The organism is Variovorax paradoxus, from assembly GCA_016806145.1.
GTDB lineage: Bacteria > Pseudomonadota > Gammaproteobacteria > Burkholderiales > Burkholderiaceae_C > Variovorax.
Genome location: CP063167.1, coordinates 1,032,241 through 1,048,222, shown reverse-complemented (window position 1 = coordinate 1,048,222; position 15,982 = coordinate 1,032,241). Strand labels below are relative to the sequence as shown.

Here is a 15,982-nt window from a genome sequence, read left to right as displayed (position 1 = left end):
TTCACCCCCTTCCCGCTTCGCCGTATTCGGCGACATAGGCGGCCACCACGCTGGCCGCGATCGACACGCTGAGCGCGAGGAAATAGAACAGGGTCGGCGGCAGGCCGAGGATCGGCGCCCGGTGGTCATTGACGAGCCAGTGCACAGGCGGCAGCAGGAGCAGCAGCGCATTGAGCAGGAACCACCACCGGATCGAGGCCGGTAGCCGTGGAAGTGTCGCGAGGGGCATGGGAGGCTTTCGGGAAGGCCGCGGGCTGCGGGAGTGAGAAGGGCCGGTACCAGGTCTGCGAGGCGGATCCTTCGCATCGCGACGGACTCTAGGAGCGCCGTCCTTTCGCGTGCACCGTTCAAATGAACGGGGTACGGTCCCCGGGGGCGGGCAAGCCGCATTGGCAAGGCGGGGACGCAAGGCTAGGATGGCCCGCCACACCATGCGATGGCATATGGCTTGCTTGTTGGAATGCCCCCAGTTGGAACTCCCATGCTGAACAACCTTCAGGAGTGCGGCAACCTGATCCTTCGGATCAACGAGGCGGCCTACGAGGCGCGCGAGGAGGACTTCCAGGCGCGCGTGCTGAGCGACATCGATCGCGTGATCGGCTTCGATCGCGCGTGGTGGGGGATCATGTCGCCCGTCGCCGCAGGCGGCTTTCGCCTGCTGAGCTCCTACCGGGCCAACCTGCCCGCGTCCTACGTCGAGACCTGGGACACCTGCACGCCCGACGACCGCCTGGCCAGCAGCGTCAGCGATGCGCCCACCCACACCGTGCGCTTCGACACCCACCAGCTCCACAGCACGCCGGGCCTGTATGAGATCAACGCGGGGGTCGGCAACCGGCATGCGCTGTGCACCGCGATCAAACTCGCGGAGCGTCCCGGCGACTTCCTGTTCGTCTCGCTGTTCCGTGGCGGCCGCAGCCCCGCGTTCGACGCCTCCGAGGCCTGGGCCAAGCAGTTCCTCATGCCGCATGTCTTCATGGGCTGGCGGCACAACCTCGGGCGCAATCAGGAGCGCGCCGATGCGCAGCCGGCCGGTGGGCTGCTGGCGTCGGCCTTCGTCGACCTCCAGTGGGGCGTGATCGAGAAGTCGGCGGGCTTCCAGGACTGCGTGACCCGGATCTGGCCCGCGTGGGCGCCGCCAGCGCTGCCACCGGCGCTCGTTTCGGCCTTGCGCCGCGACGGCGCGCGCAGCGTTTTCTCGGACCTGGTCTTCTCGATCGAGGCCGCGGGAGCACTGCAGCGGCTCTCGATCCGCAGGCTGCGCGCCATCGATCGCCTCACGCCGCGCGAATCGGACGTGGCGCGCGCGTTCTCCTCGGGCCAGTCGTACAAGGAAGTCGCCCGCGCGCTGCAGCTGTCGCCGGCCACCGTCAGGCACTACCTGCGCGAGATCTACATCAAGCTCGGGCTGACGGACAAGGCGGAACTGGCGAGCCTGTTGAACGCGCCTTGAACCGCTGCCGTCGACGCGCTCAGGCGACGGCCGCCTTGCCCATCTCCTCGACCACCTTTTTGCCGTCGCCGACCAGCCTCATGGTCATTCCCATGCAGGACAGCTGTCTGCCCAAACCCGAGATCTCCGGGGCAGCTTGGCGCATGTTTGCCGGCAGGGCTGGACAATGCGCGTCGACGCTGGGCAGTTCAGCGGTCGCTCGCCCCTCTTACGCCAGCTCGCCTCAGGCTGTGATAGCTTTCGTTTTCACCGAATCCCGATCGAAAGCACCGTGGCGCCTGCTTCCATCTCAGCTGCATTTTTGCCACCCGACTCGGCACTCGCCGCGCTGATTGCCCAGCTTGATTGGGCGTCTACGCCCTTGGGCCCGATCGATCAATGGCCTCAGCATCTGTGCTGCGCCGTGGGCATCGTGCTGCATTCGCCGAAGCCCATCGCGCTTCTTTGGGGCGAAGCCGGCATCATGATCTACAACGATGCCTATGCAGTCGTCGCAGGCGGACGGCATCCAGCTTGCCTGGGTCAACCCTTGCGCGAAGCGTGGCCGGAAGTGTCCGAGTTCAACGATCGCCTCATGAAGACGGTGCTGGCCGGCAAACCTCAATCCTTCGAAGACCACGAGTTCACCTTCTTGCGCAACGGTTCGCCGGAAAGTGTGTGGCTCACGCTCGACTATTCGCCGGTGCCGGATGCCGCCGGAGGGTTCGCTGGAGTGATGGCAACGGTGACCGAAACCACGGGCAAGGTGATGGCAGAGCGCGAGCTGCGCAAGGCCAATCAAACGCTGGAGGCGAGGATCGAGGAGCGCACGCGCGCGCTCTTGGAAGCCGAAGATGCGCTGCGCCAAGCCCAGAAGATGGAGGCGATTGGCCAGCTCACCGGGGGCATCGCACATGATTTCAACAACCTGCTCGGCACTCTGAAGGTCAGCTTCGAGCTTCTCGAACTGCGCATGCGTTCTGGCGACACGCAGCAAGCCCAGCGCTATGTCACCGTCGGCAAGGAAACAGTGGAGCGGGCGGCTTCACTCACCCAGCGTCTTTTGGCCTTCTCTCGCCGCCAGACCTTGGATCCGCGGCGAATTGATCTTCGCCATCGCCTGAACCAGTTCGAGGAACTTGTTCGTCGCAGCGTCGGGCCATCGATCGCCGTCCAGTTCAATGTTCCGGCGGACCTTTGGCCCGTGCGCGCAGACAGCGCGCAACTCGAGAACGCGCTGCTTAACCTGTGCATCAATGCGCGCGACGCGATGCAGCCCGGTGGGGGAAGCTTGACGGTGACGGGCAACAACTGTTCATTTCCCCACGACGCAAGCACGCCCATCGGGAACGCGCCTGGTGACTACGTGTGCCTCGAGGTGCGCGACACGGGTTGCGGCATGGATGCGCAAACCAAGGCTCATGCCACGGAGCCGTTCTTCACAACCAAACCCTTGGGCCAGGGCACCGGCCTGGGTTTGTCGATGGTGTACGGATTCGCCCGCCAATCGGGTGGCCAAATGCGCATCGAGTCGGAATTGGGTCAAGGCACCACCGTCAGTATCTATATGCCCCGTATCGACGGCGATTCGAACGACACGGAGGCTGCGGTTGGTCAGCGCAACCCGACAAGCGATACGGCGGCATTCTCAGCACCGAGGTCGGCGCGCGTGCTTCTGATCGAGGACGAGGCACCGCTTCGAGCCCTGCTCCAGGAAGAACTTGTCGCCGCGGGCTACGAGGTCACTGCCGCGGCAAATGGCCGGGAAGGCCTCGTGTGCGTGGATGAAGAGCCGAACAGCGAATTCCACATCCTGATCACCGATGTCGGACTTCCCGGAGGTATGAACGGACGCCAGGTCACCGATGTCGTGCGGCTGCGCAAACCTGACCTCAAAGTGCTTTTCATCACGGGCTACGCAGCCGGCGCCGCCGTGGGCAATGGTGAGTTGGAGCCAGGGATGGAGGTGATGACCAAGCCTTTCGAGCTGGGGGAATTCAAGCGGCGCATTGCCCGGATGCTTGACGTCTGAGTCATCGCACGGCGGACTGCGCCGGCGACCGCCGTTCATAAATGCAGCTCGATCAAGTCACCTCGTCGTTCAGGCGGCGAAACCATTCGCCATAGGGTGTGTTCTTGACCAGCTTGCGATTCATATCGGGCGCACCATCGGTCCACCACGGCGGGCCGCGTTCTCCCAGTCGACGCTTTGCATCGTCGACGAGGGCGCGAGCGGTTGCGCGCTCATCGATCGATGCGGTTGCACGCAACGCTCGTCGCGCCGCCATCAATTGGCGGACCCAGAGGCTTTTCTCTTCTTCGGACAGTCCCGGGTTTGCTGCGCGCCACAAACGCCCCCGTACCACCAGATATCGGCCATCGGGTGTCATGAGGGGGCCGTCGAGGGTCTGCAATCGGCCTCTTTTTCCGATCACTTGCGTTCCTTCTCGAACGGCAACGTGAGACGGATGGGTCCACCGCGATCCATCGCGTCGACACGGTCCCCTTTTCGGGTGACGAGCACTCGCCGGCGACGGGCGAGTTCCTGGGCCACTTCGCGCACCTGCGGCATCAGGGCGCGCCAGTTCGACGGTGCGCTTACCAGGGCTCGCGCAACCTCCGAAGGGCAGATGCTTGCTCCAGGCGCACGACGAGCTAGTAGCTCGAAGATTTGTGCTTCGACGGCCTCGTTCGCCACAACCGCCCGTGAGGAGTCGATCATCGGCGCGAGGCTCCCGCGTCAACCAAAGCTGCGACTGACAAAGCGAGATCCTTTCAGCCCAAAACGCCAAGGCACATCCATCGCCTTTGAAATGCCGATGCGAGCGCCGAACACCACATCCTGTACCACACTCGGACCCTTCAGCTCGAAAGGCGCGCGGTCCAGCGGCAGGCCGTCGTGCGCACCGGTGATCCCCAGCGCCTGGGCGACCCGCCCCGGTCCCGCGCACAGGAGCCGCGGCTCGAGAAGCCCTCGGCGTGCCTGCATCGCATCGAAACCATCTGTCGGCTCCAGCGCGCGGATCAGGACACCGGCGCCGTGGCCCTCCTCCCGGCACACGAAGTTCAGGCACCAGTGCAAGCCGTAGGACCGATACACGTAAGCACGGCCTGGCGGACCGAACATCGTGGCGTTGCGCACCGATCGGCCGCCATAGCTGTGCGAGGCCGGGTCCAAGACGTCATAGGCTTCCGTTTCGACGATGCGCCCCCCGACCCCTTCCACCCAAAACGACGCACCGATCAATGCTCGCGCGAGCTCGGGTGACGAAACGCCAAAGTCGATGGAAAGCGAAGAGCACATGCCGACAGCGTGCTGCCAGTGGCAGTCAAGCGATGTCACCAGCCCTCTGGCGCAGCTGTAGTCGCACGGCGCTTCCAAGGCCTGGGCGGATGTCGGCAGCAGGCTCACGGCAGTACATCGAGCGCCACGGCATTGCACTCTTCGAGAACAAGGTGCACATTGGACTTTTTATTCGCAAAAGGTGTTGACTGATGGCACTCGCTTTGCTTTCTGAAATTGCAGCGATCAAGCTGCCCCTCACCGTCATCGCGAGAGCGGACGTGCAGAAGGTCTCTCGCCTGGTTTTCGCCGGCCTTGTGGAAGCAAGGTTTCGCACGCTCAGCGGACAGCCGACGGGCTACTGCGATCCGCTCGAGGCGACGGTCACCGCAATCACGCCCGAGGGCTGGTTATCTCTCGGCAGCAGACAGTGAACCACGCAAAGGCCGCTGCTGTGAGGAGTTTCTGAGGCTGCGAGATCCCCCGCAGCCCCGCGCCGGGCTGGTGGCTTTTCTTCGGCGCTTCAATCGTTGACGCAGCTGTTTTCGTCCGCGACAAGGCATTCGGGAAGATCGTCTCCGACGGCACCGCCGCGCGTGCGCACCGCCGTGGAGGCCGCCTGTGCCACTGCCAAGTCGCGCGGGAGCAGGACCCAGAGTTGTCCTCGCTCCTTCATGCGCCGAGCCTGCGTCGCAGCTTGCTGGCCATTGCCGAAGAAGTAGTCCGCACGCACCGCACCGCGAATGGCACCGCCTGTGTCCTGCGCGATCGTCAAACGGCGCATCGGGGCCCCACTGCCTGGCGCGCGCGTGGACACAAACACGGGATATCCAAGCGGCGTGCTTCGCGGATCCACGGCGATCGAGCGTCCAGGCGATAGCGGCACCCCCAGCGCGCCAACCGGTCCTCCGCCAGGCGCACTGGCCTCCTTGAAAAACACGTAGCTTGGATCTTCAATACCCGAGCCAGTCACCCGCTGTGCGGGGCGGCGTCCGGGCACCGCAACAGCGCCATTGACCTTGGGCAGGGCGAGTGTGAAGCCACGCGTGCGAACCACGGAGACGTCGGCGCTGCTGCCAGCCGCAGGCTGCAGTGCTTCGTCCTCATCATCGTCGAGCTCAAGTTCCAGCGAGGAGCCGCGCACTTTCACGGGACTGCGAGGTTTGCCCGACGCCGCCTGGGCCAGTGTGGGCCTGAACGGCTGACCGTTCTGCTCCGCATAGGCGATGCGGATCACCTCGCCCGAGTCCAGACGAATGCGTCCAGAGCCCTGGATCTGCATCTCGTAGAGCGCGGAAGCGTTGTTCACGAAGGCAATGACCTTGGCATTCGGCGCTCCCTTGGTTTCGATTTCCTTGCGTGTGTAGTAGGGCAGGAGACGCTTTCCCTCGACGCGAAGGCGCACCTTGCGATCCAAAGTGTCTCTGGTGATACGCGAGAGGTCGAGCGCGTACAACCCTGCGCGGCCCATGTCACGCGTGCTCAGTCCCGCTTGCACGACGACACTGCGTCCCGCCACACGCGCAGCGACGATCCCTTCGCCTTTGGGAAGTTTTCGCGCATCCGCAAACAGCATGTCTTGGGGCTGTGCATATACGGGGTAGATGTTGGGGGCGCCGTAGTGCCGGCTGCCGCTGATCTCAGGCTCAAAGTAGCCGGTAACAACGCCGTCAGGGCGCCGATCATCGTCGCGGATCTGATAGGCCGAGAAATCGCGCTCGAAAAAATGGCGGATGGCCAAGTCATCGGCACGATCTACTGTTCGTGCACGCTCGCAGACTTGCCGCCACGCCTGTGCTCGCCCCGACAAGACCTTGCAGCTGCCGAGAAACGCAGGCCAGGTCTCCGAGAAATCATCCTGCCGCCAGCCCGGCAAGAGTTCGAAGCCCACCGAGGTATAGGTGGCCAACCGAGTTGAGAAAGTACGCGCTCGACCCGCGATCGCACCCGCGCTGCTCAACCCGGACCCGCCGGCAACGGCTGCCTGCGACCCGCTCGATGGCGCTTGCCCTGTTGAGCTCGATGGAGAGGCTGGACGAGAAACCGGCAGCGGCGCTGATGCGCGCGGTGTTGACGTTGCCGAGCGCTGCGCCGGTGGGTTTGACGACCACTCAGGCATCGCTGCGGAATCTCCTGCACTTCCGACCGAATGGGAGTCACCCGTCGTGCACCCTGGCAGTGTCACTGCGCCCAGGGCAATCAGGGCTACCCAGCGAGCAAGGATCATGTCTCGCAGTTGCATGCCGATTCCTCGCGAAGGAGCTTGCTGACGCGCCACGTGACCGACGAAGTGGCGCTACGAACGGCCAAGCTTAGTGCCGGCCAGATGCTTGCGAATCGGGGCGACTGCCTAGCGCAAACGACGTAGGAACGTGGCGCACGCGAGGGCAAGGCTCGCCGCCGGCCCATGCTTAGGCGCTGCAATGCGCAGGCAGCTGGCGCCTTGCTGTGGATGTACCTTCGCTGCCGATCCGTTGCGGCGATGAGTACAGCCCAGACGGCCGCGTGGATCGGGCAAACGCGGTCCGCGCGTCGACCATGCGGTGGCCACATTTGCCATGAAGCTCACCTTGATCCACAGGTCTCGACCTGACGCCTTCGCCGATGATGGGTCGACGGGTTCATGCCTCGCGCTGCAACGCCGACTGTCTCCTCAAAGGACCATCCGGTCCCATGCCTGGTGCGCCCACTCATACTTTCCGCAAGCATAGGAGACGAGCGTCTCCACGGCGGCCTCGCTGCCCACGGGCTGCGCAGCCCGATAGTGACAGCCCGTCGTGACCAACTGGTGCTCGAGATGAAAACCCCGATCGTCGGCATAGACCTGGATGTAGGTTCCATCGCGTCGCTTCACGATCGCGAAGGCATCGGGCGCTTCGGCCAGTCGAGGAATCCAGCGGCGCAAATTGTCCTCCGTCGCCTCCTCCCCGACACCAAAGTCGGGGCACTCCAGGAAGGGGCGTTGGTACTCTGCGCCGATATCGAAGACCAGATGGGCGTGCGCGCTCGATGCGTCCTGGCGGTACATCGCGATAAAGAAGCAGTCCTCGGCAGCGAGCGGGACATGAACAAGGGAAATTCGTTGCACCTTGCAGCGCCTCGCGAGGATCAACTCGAGACTGCGTTCGGGTCCGAGCGGCAATCGAAGCTCTTCGCGAAGACGCTGCGCAAGTGAAAAGGCGTCGCGCTTGATGCGGTCCCCTGCTGCGAACTCTTCAGTCCCCTCCTGGAGCAGCGCCAGATATTCGTGGAGTTGCATCAGGCGCGATGGCGTCGACGCTGCGGGGCGCGAGGCGAACAAGGAGGCGATCTTGCGTGCGAGCATGATGGCGACAGGATGAGTCGAGAACGTCTGCGGCGATAGGATGCCGGCGAGCGAACAGCCTGTCCAGTTCACCGCTGCCTTTCAGAGCACCTCCACCGAACGTTGCGTCGGTTGCAATGAGCGAGGAGCGGATCATCTCTTCATATCGGCGCTTGCAAATGGCCGCGGTCCCTACCTAAGGGCCCGACGGGCATCGTCCTACTCCGGCCCCACGTCCAGGCCCCTAAATTGCCAACTACTGGAGATGCACAGGGCAGCTCCAAGCAACATCAAGTTCAGGGGACTTACTCATGAAAAAACATCTTCTCGTTCTCGCCATCGCATCGACCTGCTTCGCCATGAACGCCGCGAATGCTGCTGAAGGCATGACCAAGGACCAGTACAACGTCGCCAAGGAAAAGATCGAGGCCGACTACAAGGTCGCCAAGGCCAAGTGCGACACGCTGAAGGACAACGCCAAGGACGTCTGCGAGAAGGAAGCCAAGGGCACCGAAAACGTGGCAAAGGCGCAGCTGGAGCAGGACTACAAGCCCAGCGCGGCACATGCCAAGAAGGTCGCTGAGGAAAAGGCCGACATGACCTACGACGTTGCCAAGGAGAAGTGCGACGACCAGTCGGGCGATGCCAAGAACGCCTGCGTGAGCCAAGCCAAGGCCGACCACGACAAGGCCAAGGCCGACATCAAGGCGATGAAGGGCTAAGCTCCCCTCAGCGCTCATGCGGGGGTGCGCGATCCCGCGTACTTCCCTGCCCTCCCCCCATGCCCCGCCTTGTGCGGGGCATTCTTTTTTTGTGGGCTTCAACCTCTGGCCGGGTGCCCGATCAAGGTGAGCCGAGCACTTAAAAAATAAGCTAACGGCGTTCGTAGGCTGACCCTCGACGGCCAACGCCACCATCGCCCCCTGAGCGAACTTGATGCCCAAGGCACGGACACAAGTGCAGGCATGCACGATTCGCAACTTGGCACGGGAAAGCCCGTAGCGCTTCATCTGACGGGCGATCCCGCCGATGTCTTGGGCCCTGCATCTACGGCCCAAGTACCTTTCTCCATAGATGTCGCGCTGGTGTAGTTGGTGCAACGGACCCCTCGTTGGCCCCCGCTAAAGCGCAGCGGTTCGTTTGCCAAAAGCGACGTGATCCAACAAACGCTGTGAAAAGGAGCTTGCGATGCGATTGACCACCAAGGGTCGTTTTGCCGTGACCGCGATGATCGACATTGGGCTGCGCCAACGTCTCGGACCTGTGAACCTGGCCGCCATCAGCCAACGACAGCAGATCTCGCTGTCATACCTCGAGCAGTTGTTCGGCAAGCTCCGCAAGCACAATCTCGTCGTGTCGGTCCGTGGGCCTGGCGGCGGCTACCATCTTGCGCGCCACAGCGCTGACATCTCGGTGGCTGACATCATCGCGGCCGTGGATGAACGAGGCGCCCTTGGCACTGATGCGGATGATGGAAATGACCTGGGTGAGCAAGGCGCCTCGCCAACCTCACTGTCGCGCAGCACCGAGGAACTCTGGGCCTCACTGAATCAACGCATGCTTGATTTTCTGCGGACCGTCACTTTGCAAAAGCTTGTCGAGGACCAAGTTGCCAAGGGTGTCGAGCTCGAAGCACCCACTCCGGCAAAGAGTGCGATCACCTCGGCTGCCCCCGTCAAGCCTGTGCGCACCCGCGCCCCCAATTCGGTCTTCGCGCTGGCCAATGCGATGTCCAAGCACTAATGCGGTCGCTCGAGCAACCTGAGCAAACGATCCAGCCACAAGCCGCCATCACATCCTTCACTTCATGCGCTTTATGGACGCCCATGAACGCGCCGCGAGCTGAGCACAGCTCCCGTCAACGAGCGTCACCCTGCGTGGCAGTTTCACCGACGGCGGTGCAGCGGCTCGACGTCGCAGTGCCATCGCTTTGAACCCACGCGACCTTCAGCCATCTCGCGATGATGCACGCGGCACATGGAGGTCGATCCACTTGCAAGCGCGCGTTGGGGCCCGCTTGTTGAATCGAATGCCATGGCTGCAACGGTCATCATGACCTTGTCATGGGCCGCGCTGGGTCTGGCCATGACCGGCGGTACGTTTGCGGCTTTCGGGATGCTGCTTCACCTCTTCGCATTCGCCGGCGGCTTGCTCAACGGTTTCCAGCACGACGCCACTGTCGATGACCGGCGCAACGCCACGCAGCTGCTCGTGGGTGCGGGGATCTGTGCGCTCAGCGCTGCGGCGGTGGGAGCGATCGCCCTGCTGCTAGCGTCCTTTGAATGAGAGGCCGTAGCCCGGCCGACCGCGGTTCGAAGGAGCATTCCTTCACGAGCAAGCACCAGAGGAGCTGAACAGGCGGCGTGAAATGCCATCCGCGTGCGCGTGGGCGCCAGCCCATCGAGGGCATCTGAAGCGGCGCACTCAACGTTCGGACAAGTGCACCACATCCACCATTCAGACCGCTGGCGGTTGCGACGTGGGTCGGCACAGCCAGGGCGAGTTCTTGCGTTCGCGTCGAGCAACCCAACCCAGCGGCAAGTTCGCGAGTTCAACGAGCGTCTGATCAACCTGCACCAGCTGACCCAGCCCGACGATCATCGCCTCCGACGCGTCAGCGCCGCTGCCGGGCAGCATCTGCCAGGCGCCGTCGTCCTCGTCGTGGAACACCTGCAGGATTGGTGCAGCCCCACTCATGATGGACCTTACGGTGAAGCAAGCAACGTTCGGGGCATCTTCGAAAGCCCAGGCATCCTCAGCATCAGACATATTTTTTGCCAGCAGTCGATGGATCACTGGCACCAGTGAAAGTTGACGTTCGCTGTCGGGCCTTGGCTGAAGTCGGGGGTGTCGAGAGTGGCTGCGCCTGGCCGATGGCGGCTGCCTGGCATCGTAGCGGAGCCGGTATTTCCGACGCCGCTTGCCCGGCGGTTCCCCGGCGTTTCCCGCCCTCGGCATGACCTCATCCTCGCGCGCTGTGGCGAATCAGATGATCCGACGCACAGGTGCCTGCTCGTCTCGACACCACCTGCCATGCGGCGCAGATAAGGCGAGCGTCTCAGGTGCCTACACCGTGTTCCAGTCGGCGCCGTATGTGGCGGCCGCGTAGGTCTGGACCACCATCGAGCCGAGCAGGCCATGCATCACGTCACCCTGCGCCGCGCGTCGGCTCACGATTGCGGTCAACAACCCCTTGGTGGCGAGCGCCTGCAGCGCGCGATCCACCCATACCTGACGTTGAGCCTGCGGCAGCGCCTCGATCTCTCGGCGCATCATGCGGATCCGTTCGCCAGCAGAATCGGCGGGTGTGATGGGAGTGGTGGACTCTGCGGCAACGGTAGCGGCCGTTGTGTTGGCAGCAGCGTCCGGGGGTACGGCAGCGTCCGCGGTAGGCTGTGCCGGCGGCGATTCAAGATCCTGCTCTTCGTCTGCGTCCGCCGGCGCAGGCGCCTCGCGCTCGTTGCGCAACAGCGAACGGAGATAGGAGTAGGCGTTGTCCACGGCCCGCAGCGAGTTGTTGGCCGCACGCCTTTCCAATGCGTCGAGTTGCTCGCGCACCCGGTCGTCGCCGAACTCCTTGATCAGGCCATCGAGCTTGATCTCTCGAATGCCCAGAGTTTCTGCGCGAAGCACAAGGTTGGCATCCACCGGCTTGTCAGCGCTCGTCGCAAAGGGCGAACGGGCACGACGGCGAACCGCAAACTGCACTTCGTCGACCACCCTGCCCTGGCGATGCTCGATGAGCTCGATCTCCAGATCCGTCTCCTGGTTGATCTCGGCCACCGCCTCCTTCACGCGCTCGTTCTTGAATTTGCGCCATTCGCGGCGGTCGCCACCAGGCAGATTGCTCAGCGCGTCGGTCCACCACCCCACCGGCTTGCGGCTCGTCACGCCGCCGGGGTTGTCCCGGTAGCGCACGCAGATCTCGTACAACGCGATCGCGGCATAGGTGCTCAAGCGGGCAAGCACGTCGAGCTCGATACGGGCCCAGCGCGAGGGCTCGCGCAGCGCCGTCATGATGGACGGGGGGAAGGACCAGCTCACCCAGGTCTCGCCGCGGCGAACCTCTAGCGCGACTTCTGACAGCATGGAGAAACCGCGCCATTTGACCCCATCGCCTGGCGCCGTGGATTCCCAGTCGACCTCCAGGCTTCTCATCTCGCCGAGGTAGCGCTTGGCGGCGGTACGGTCAGCGCCATCGGACCCGGTGGTGCGCAGCACGGCCGCCAGGGGTGCCTCGAACATGAAGTCTGCCAATGGCATCGACGCCATGGCGGTGAGGCGAGCCTGTGACACCTGCAGCAGCACCGTGTAGATGCGGCGAGCGGTCAACGTCACCCGGGCGGAACGCGGGACCATCACGATCATCTCGTGTGGCTTGCGCAGTTCGAGCCCGTCCGTGCCCGCGACGCGGGTGGGCGCCGAGGACGAAAGCGGGCTGGAAGCTGTCATCTCGCGATCATATGTCCAAGTCGGCGTGGACACCAAGCCGAGCGGCCTACCAATTTTGGGGGTGGGAAGTGTCCGAAGCTTGGTTAAAGCGCGGACACTTTGCTGGGCGATCCACTTTCAGGCCGAGTAAAACACGGACATACGGCGAATTCGACGACAGTCCAGCGCCTCATGCCGACGAGTAAAACGCGGACACCGGACCGATTGGCACCCCGTTTTGGGTCGATCCGCCCCTGGTTAGATCACGGACGCGGGCCAAAAACGAGGCTTTGGGGTGGGCAGGTCGTACTGTGGACAACCCGGCAGGGTGTCGTTAGACCACGGACGACTTCCGAGTACGGTACGGACGGATCCGAGTAGATCGCGGACGCATCCGCGTAAAGCACAGACAATTCGCCTCTAGAAATAGCCGTAACCCGTTGATTTTAAAGGGAAAAATCTGATTCGAAGTCTTTGCTAACTTCTTTAAAGGTATTAATACCTTCTTAAACTCGGGAGAAGTTATCCACAATCAGAGAGAACTTCGGCGAAACCTTCTCTGATGGATTGCAGATTCTTCGAATTTCGACGAGTGCTGGGCATAATCGCATGACATCAGCACTTTGAGAGTTTCGCTCGTGGATATCAAACAAACCATCAAACGTCAGTCCCTCGAGGATATCGAGGCACAGGCGCAACGCATCGCCGGCATGATGGATCACATCCGCACCGCGATGCTGGCTCCGACCGCCACCAAGCTTGCACCGGCGTTGGGTTCTGCGCAACTGGCCGACCTGTGCGGGGTCGACAAATCGAAGATCGCCTATCGTCTCACCCGCGGCGATCTGCCTGCAGGGTCGATTCAAGGCAATCGCCGTGAATGGTCGATGGGGGAGGCCCAACTGTGGTCGCGCGATTTCCGCAGTGAGCACATGCGACCCAAGGGTGCCGCCGGCATCACCATCACGGTGGCCAACTTCAAGGGTGGCGTGGCCAAGACCACCTCCGCCGTGACCCTGGCCCAGGGCTTGTCGATGCGGGGTCACAAAGTCCTGCTACTCGATCTGGATCCTCAGGGGTCGGCCACTACGCTCTTCGGCGTGCTGCCCGATGCCGAGGTCGACACCGAGCACACCGCGATGCCGCTCTTTGCCGGCGACGAGGATGACCTGGCGTACGCGATCCGTACGACCTACTGGCCGAGCATCGACCTGGTCTGCGCGGCCCCTCTGCTTTACGGCGCCGAGTTCGTGCTGCCCGCGCGGCAAGCCAAGGACCCGGGTTTCGAGTTCTGGCGCGTGCTCGACCGAGGTCTTGACACCCTGCGCGAGGCCTACGACGTGATCGTCATCGACACCCCACCCTCACTGAGCTACGTCACCATCAACGCGCTCATGGCGGCCGATGGTGTGATCATGCCCTTGCCCCCGTCTGCACTCGACTTCGCGAGCTCGGCCCAGTTCTGGGATCTGTTCTCCGACCTGTGCAACCAACTGATCCGAAGCCGCGGCAAGAACAAGAGCTTCGAGTTCATCGACGTGCTGCTCTCGCGGGTGGAAGCCTCGGATGCCGCAAGTTCGGTGGTCCGGCAATGGGTGCTCGAGGGCTACGGCGACAAGGTGCTGCCCATCGAGATTCCAAAGACGGCTGTCGCGGCCACGGCGAGCGCCGAGTTCGGTACCGTGTACGACCTTCCGCGTGGGTCAGTGAGTTCGAAGACCTTCGCGCGGGCGCGCGATGCGTACGACAGGATGTGCGAGTTGGTGGAGCAACAGATACGGGCAGTCTGGGCACGTCAGCTGTCCGAAAACGCCATGCTGGTGGCAGGAGATTGATATGGGCTTGAGAGACAAAGCTTCCAAGATCGACTTTGCTTCGCTGACTGCCCCCGTTTCGGTGACGCCCGAAACCAAGCAGCCCAAGACGGCGCCTGGCGCCATGATGGCTTTCGCGAACGACGCGCGTTCGGACCTGCTGCGCGAGAACGAGATGCTCAAGGAAGCCGCGGACAAGGCCGCGGGCCTCGAGGCACAGCTGCAGGAAGTCCGCACGGAGCTCGAAGGCTGGGAGGGCGCTCGCGCGACGCGTCACCTGGACCCGAAGCGCATCGGACGCAGCCGCTATGCGAACCGCCATGAGAGCAGTTTTGTGGGGGAGGATTTCGAACGGCTCAAGCGCGAGATTCAGGAATCGGGCGGCAATGTGCAGCCGATCAAGGTGCGTCCAGCCAGCAAGCCGGGCGGCGAGTTCGACTACGAGGTGGTCTTCGGCCACCGGCGTCTCGAGGCGTGTACGCAGCTCGGCCTTCCCGTGCTGGCCGTCATCGACAACCTCGATGATCGGTCGCTCTTCGTCGAGATGGAGCGCGAGAACCGCGAGCGCCAGGATTTGTCGCCGTGGGAGCAGGGGATGATGTACAGGCGCGCGCTGGATCTGGGCCTCTTCACCTCGAACCGCGCCTTGGCCACGGCGCTCGGCATCGATCACAGCAACGTGGGCAAGTCTCTCGCGCTGGCGCGGCTTCCGGACGAAGTAGTCGCTGCCTTCCGCTCACCACTCGAGATCCAGTTGCGCTGGGCGCCCTTGCTCAACCGCGCGCTCGAGTCGGATGCGGACGGCGTGCGGGCCCGGGCCGAGAAGTTGTTGACCCAACCGGCGCGTCCGGCCGCCAAGGAAGTGCTGGCCAAGCTGTTGGTCGCTGATACCGAACTTCAGGTTGATGCGAAACCCCACACATTGACGGTCAAGAATAAGAAGGCAGCAACGCTGAGCTTCGACGCGGACGGAAGGGCGAATGTGCGTATCCATGTGCCGCTGTCAGTTGAGCGGCGCGCGTCCCTGGAGAAGCTGTTGGCCGAGTTCCTGCAGAACGAGTAGGCAGGGCACCGCAGACAGCGGCGCCATACAGCAGAGGGGTGTGGTTCCGAACCACACCCCTTTTTTCTTGTCGCTTGCACTTTGCGCCTCCGCGGTTCGCACCCGGTAACCAGCGATGTCTCAGTGCAACGCTGTCCGATCGTGAAGGGTAGAGTGGAATGGGGCGCGGGGCGGAAGCTGTTCACGAGGGCCGCGAAGTTTGGGGCGGGGGGTATTCACAGATGAGTCTGGGGAATCTCGCTGCTCCGCGAAGTGTCCTGATCGACGCAACGGAAGGCTGGTCTGCGGGAGAGAAGCTGCCAAGTCCGGGTAGCGATCTACTCGTCAGCATGAAGACCCCGCCTCGAATGCTCCAATTCATCGGACAAACTCAGGGTGTGGTTCGGAACCACACCCGCCCCACCTTGTGGCCAAGAGGACTTCATGTGACGACAGTTGGCGCGTACGCCGGAGCCCTGCCTGCCGTCCCGGGGGCCCCAACGGAGACCCGAAAGTGCTTTGGCAGCACATCAGTAGGAGTTCGCCCCGGGAGTTCCGAAGCCGCATCGGTTCTGTTTCGGGACTTCAGCCCGTTCAGAGCCCCAACTGCCATAGGGCAACGGGCGTCCGCCAGAATGCTTTCCGGCCGAGATCCAGGCACCCTGGGGTGCCGTCA

Annotated in this window: 16 protein-coding genes; 8 read left to right on the top strand and 8 right to left on the bottom strand. The window is 63.3% G+C overall.

Annotation, left to right across the window (positions count from 1 at the left end; all coding sequences use genetic code 11):
- Position 1 precedes the first annotated feature (1 nt).
- A complete protein-coding gene (locus INQ48_35855) occupies positions 2 to 229 on the bottom strand; it encodes a hypothetical protein (protein QRF62863.1) in 228 nt (75 codons plus the stop codon).
- Positions 230 to 481: 252 nt separating this feature from the next.
- On the opposite strand from INQ48_35855, the gene INQ48_35850 reads away from it, so the two are divergent.
- Positions 482 to 1,453 (top strand): helix-turn-helix transcriptional regulator, encoded by a 972-nt coding sequence (locus tag INQ48_35850; protein ID QRF62862.1) that lies wholly within the window; start codon positions 482 to 484, stop codon positions 1,451 to 1,453.
- A 271-nt stretch (positions 1,454 to 1,724) separates the two neighbouring features.
- Complete coding sequence (locus INQ48_35845) at positions 1,725 to 3,464, top strand: response regulator (GenBank protein ID QRF62861.1); 1,740 nt, start codon at positions 1,725 to 1,727, stop codon at positions 3,462 to 3,464.
- 52 nt (positions 3,465 to 3,516) lie between these two features.
- On the opposite strand, the gene INQ48_35840 is transcribed toward INQ48_35845, so the two are convergent.
- Genes INQ48_35840 through INQ48_35830 form a run of 3 tightly spaced genes read right to left on the bottom strand, consistent with a single transcriptional unit; the run spans position 3,517 to position 4,736 of the window.
- A complete protein-coding gene (locus INQ48_35840; GenBank protein ID QRF63107.1) occupies positions 3,517 to 3,822 on the bottom strand; it encodes a hypothetical protein in 306 nt (101 codons plus the stop codon).
- 41 nt (positions 3,823 to 3,863) lie between these two features.
- Entirely contained in the window at positions 3,864 to 4,154 is a 291-nt protein-coding gene (locus tag INQ48_35835) for a DUF3253 domain-containing protein (GenBank protein QRF62860.1), read from the bottom strand.
- A gap of 18 nt (positions 4,155 to 4,172) precedes the next feature.
- Positions 4,173 to 4,736: a DNA-3-methyladenine glycosylase gene (locus tag INQ48_35830; GenBank protein ID QRF63106.1), complete on the bottom strand. Its 564-nt coding sequence runs from the start codon at positions 4,734 to 4,736 to the stop codon at positions 4,173 to 4,175.
- Between the two features lie 191 nt (positions 4,737 to 4,927).
- Between INQ48_35830 and INQ48_35825 the strand changes: the two genes are divergently transcribed.
- A complete protein-coding gene (locus tag INQ48_35825) occupies positions 4,928 to 5,149 on the top strand; it encodes a hypothetical protein (GenBank protein ID QRF62859.1) in 222 nt (73 codons plus the stop codon).
- 89 nt (positions 5,150 to 5,238) lie between these two features.
- Here INQ48_35825 and INQ48_35820 read toward each other — a convergent pair whose 3' ends face one another.
- Positions 5,239 to 6,834 (bottom strand): MltA domain-containing protein, encoded by a 1,596-nt coding sequence (locus INQ48_35820; GenBank protein QRF63105.1) that lies wholly within the window; start codon positions 6,832 to 6,834, stop codon positions 5,239 to 5,241.
- Positions 6,835 to 7,368: 534 nt separating this feature from the next.
- Positions 7,369 to 8,040 carry a hypothetical protein gene (locus INQ48_35815; GenBank protein ID QRF62858.1) on the bottom strand — a complete coding sequence of 224 codons (672 nt, stop codon included), beginning with the start codon at positions 8,038 to 8,040 and terminating at the stop codon, positions 7,369 to 7,371.
- A gap of 290 nt (positions 8,041 to 8,330) precedes the next feature.
- Between INQ48_35815 and INQ48_35810 the strand changes: the two genes are divergently transcribed.
- The 3 genes from INQ48_35810 (at position 8,331) to INQ48_35800 (ending at position 10,305) form a co-directional block, all read left to right on the top strand.
- Entirely contained in the window at positions 8,331 to 8,741 is a 411-nt protein-coding gene (locus INQ48_35810; GenBank protein ID QRF62857.1) for a hypothetical protein, read from the top strand.
- 466 nt (positions 8,742 to 9,207) lie between these two features.
- Positions 9,208 to 9,762: an Rrf2 family transcriptional regulator gene (locus INQ48_35805; protein QRF62856.1), complete on the top strand. Its 555-nt coding sequence runs from the start codon at positions 9,208 to 9,210 to the stop codon at positions 9,760 to 9,762.
- A 291-nt stretch (positions 9,763 to 10,053) separates the two neighbouring features.
- A complete protein-coding gene (locus INQ48_35800) occupies positions 10,054 to 10,305 on the top strand; it encodes a hypothetical protein (GenBank protein ID QRF62855.1) in 252 nt (83 codons plus the stop codon).
- 171 nt (positions 10,306 to 10,476) lie between these two features.
- On the opposite strand, the gene INQ48_35795 is transcribed toward INQ48_35800, so the two are convergent.
- Together INQ48_35795 and INQ48_35790 are read right to left on the bottom strand one after the other, a co-directional pair.
- Positions 10,477 to 10,788 carry a hypothetical protein gene (locus tag INQ48_35795; GenBank protein QRF63104.1) on the bottom strand — a complete coding sequence of 104 codons (312 nt, stop codon included), beginning with the start codon at positions 10,786 to 10,788 and terminating at the stop codon, positions 10,477 to 10,479.
- 297 nt (positions 10,789 to 11,085) lie between these two features.
- Positions 11,086 to 12,471 (bottom strand): replication initiation protein, encoded by a 1,386-nt coding sequence (locus tag INQ48_35790; GenBank protein ID QRF62854.1) that lies wholly within the window; start codon positions 12,469 to 12,471, stop codon positions 11,086 to 11,088.
- 689 nt (positions 12,472 to 13,160) lie between these two features.
- Here INQ48_35790 and INQ48_35785 point away from each other — a divergent pair.
- Both INQ48_35785 and INQ48_35780 read left to right on the top strand, forming a co-directional pair.
- Complete coding sequence (locus INQ48_35785; GenBank protein ID QRF63103.1) at positions 13,161 to 14,285, top strand: AAA family ATPase; 1,125 nt, start codon at positions 13,161 to 13,163, stop codon at positions 14,283 to 14,285.
- A 1-nt stretch (position 14,286) separates the two neighbouring features.
- On the top strand, positions 14,287 to 15,327 hold the full coding sequence (locus INQ48_35780) for a ParB/RepB/Spo0J family partition protein (protein QRF62853.1): 1,041 nt from the start codon (positions 14,287 to 14,289) through the stop codon (positions 15,325 to 15,327).
- Positions 15,328 to 15,982: the final 655 nt, after the last annotated feature.

Bases quoted from the DNA above. Each gene is read 5' to 3' on its own strand.
- INQ48_35855 (QRF62863.1), bottom strand. From the start codon at position 229: ATGCCCCTCGCGACACTTCCACGGCTACCGGCCTCGATCCGGTGGTGG.
- INQ48_35850 (QRF62862.1), top strand. From the start codon at position 482: ATGCTGAACAACCTTCAGGAGTGCGGCAACCTGATCCTTCGGATCAAC.
- INQ48_35840 (QRF63107.1), bottom strand. From the start codon at position 3,822: ATGACACCCGATGGCCGATATCTGGTGGTACGGGGGCGTTTGTGGCGC.
- INQ48_35835 (QRF62860.1), bottom strand. From the start codon at position 4,154: ATGATCGACTCCTCACGGGCGGTTGTGGCGAACGAGGCCGTCGAAGCA.
- INQ48_35830 (QRF63106.1), bottom strand. From the start codon at position 4,736: ATGTGCTCTTCGCTTTCCATCGACTTTGGCGTTTCGTCACCCGAGCTC.
- INQ48_35825 (QRF62859.1), top strand. From the start codon at position 4,928: ATGGCACTCGCTTTGCTTTCTGAAATTGCAGCGATCAAGCTGCCCCTC.
- INQ48_35820 (QRF63105.1), bottom strand. From the start codon at position 6,834: ATGCCTGAGTGGTCGTCAAACCCACCGGCGCAGCGCTCGGCAACGTCA.
- INQ48_35815 (QRF62858.1), bottom strand. From the start codon at position 8,040: ATGCTCGCACGCAAGATCGCCTCCTTGTTCGCCTCGCGCCCCGCAGCG.
- INQ48_35810 (QRF62857.1), top strand. From the start codon at position 8,331: ATGAAAAAACATCTTCTCGTTCTCGCCATCGCATCGACCTGCTTCGCC.
- INQ48_35805 (QRF62856.1), top strand. From the start codon at position 9,208: ATGCGATTGACCACCAAGGGTCGTTTTGCCGTGACCGCGATGATCGAC.
- INQ48_35800 (QRF62855.1), top strand. From the start codon at position 10,054: ATGGCTGCAACGGTCATCATGACCTTGTCATGGGCCGCGCTGGGTCTG.
- INQ48_35795 (QRF63104.1), bottom strand. From the start codon at position 10,788: ATGTCTGATGCTGAGGATGCCTGGGCTTTCGAAGATGCCCCGAACGTT.
- INQ48_35790 (QRF62854.1), bottom strand. From the start codon at position 12,471: ATGACAGCTTCCAGCCCGCTTTCGTCCTCGGCGCCCACCCGCGTCGCG.
- INQ48_35785 (QRF63103.1), top strand. From the start codon at position 13,161: ATGATGGATCACATCCGCACCGCGATGCTGGCTCCGACCGCCACCAAG.
- INQ48_35780 (QRF62853.1), top strand. From the start codon at position 14,287: ATGGGCTTGAGAGACAAAGCTTCCAAGATCGACTTTGCTTCGCTGACT.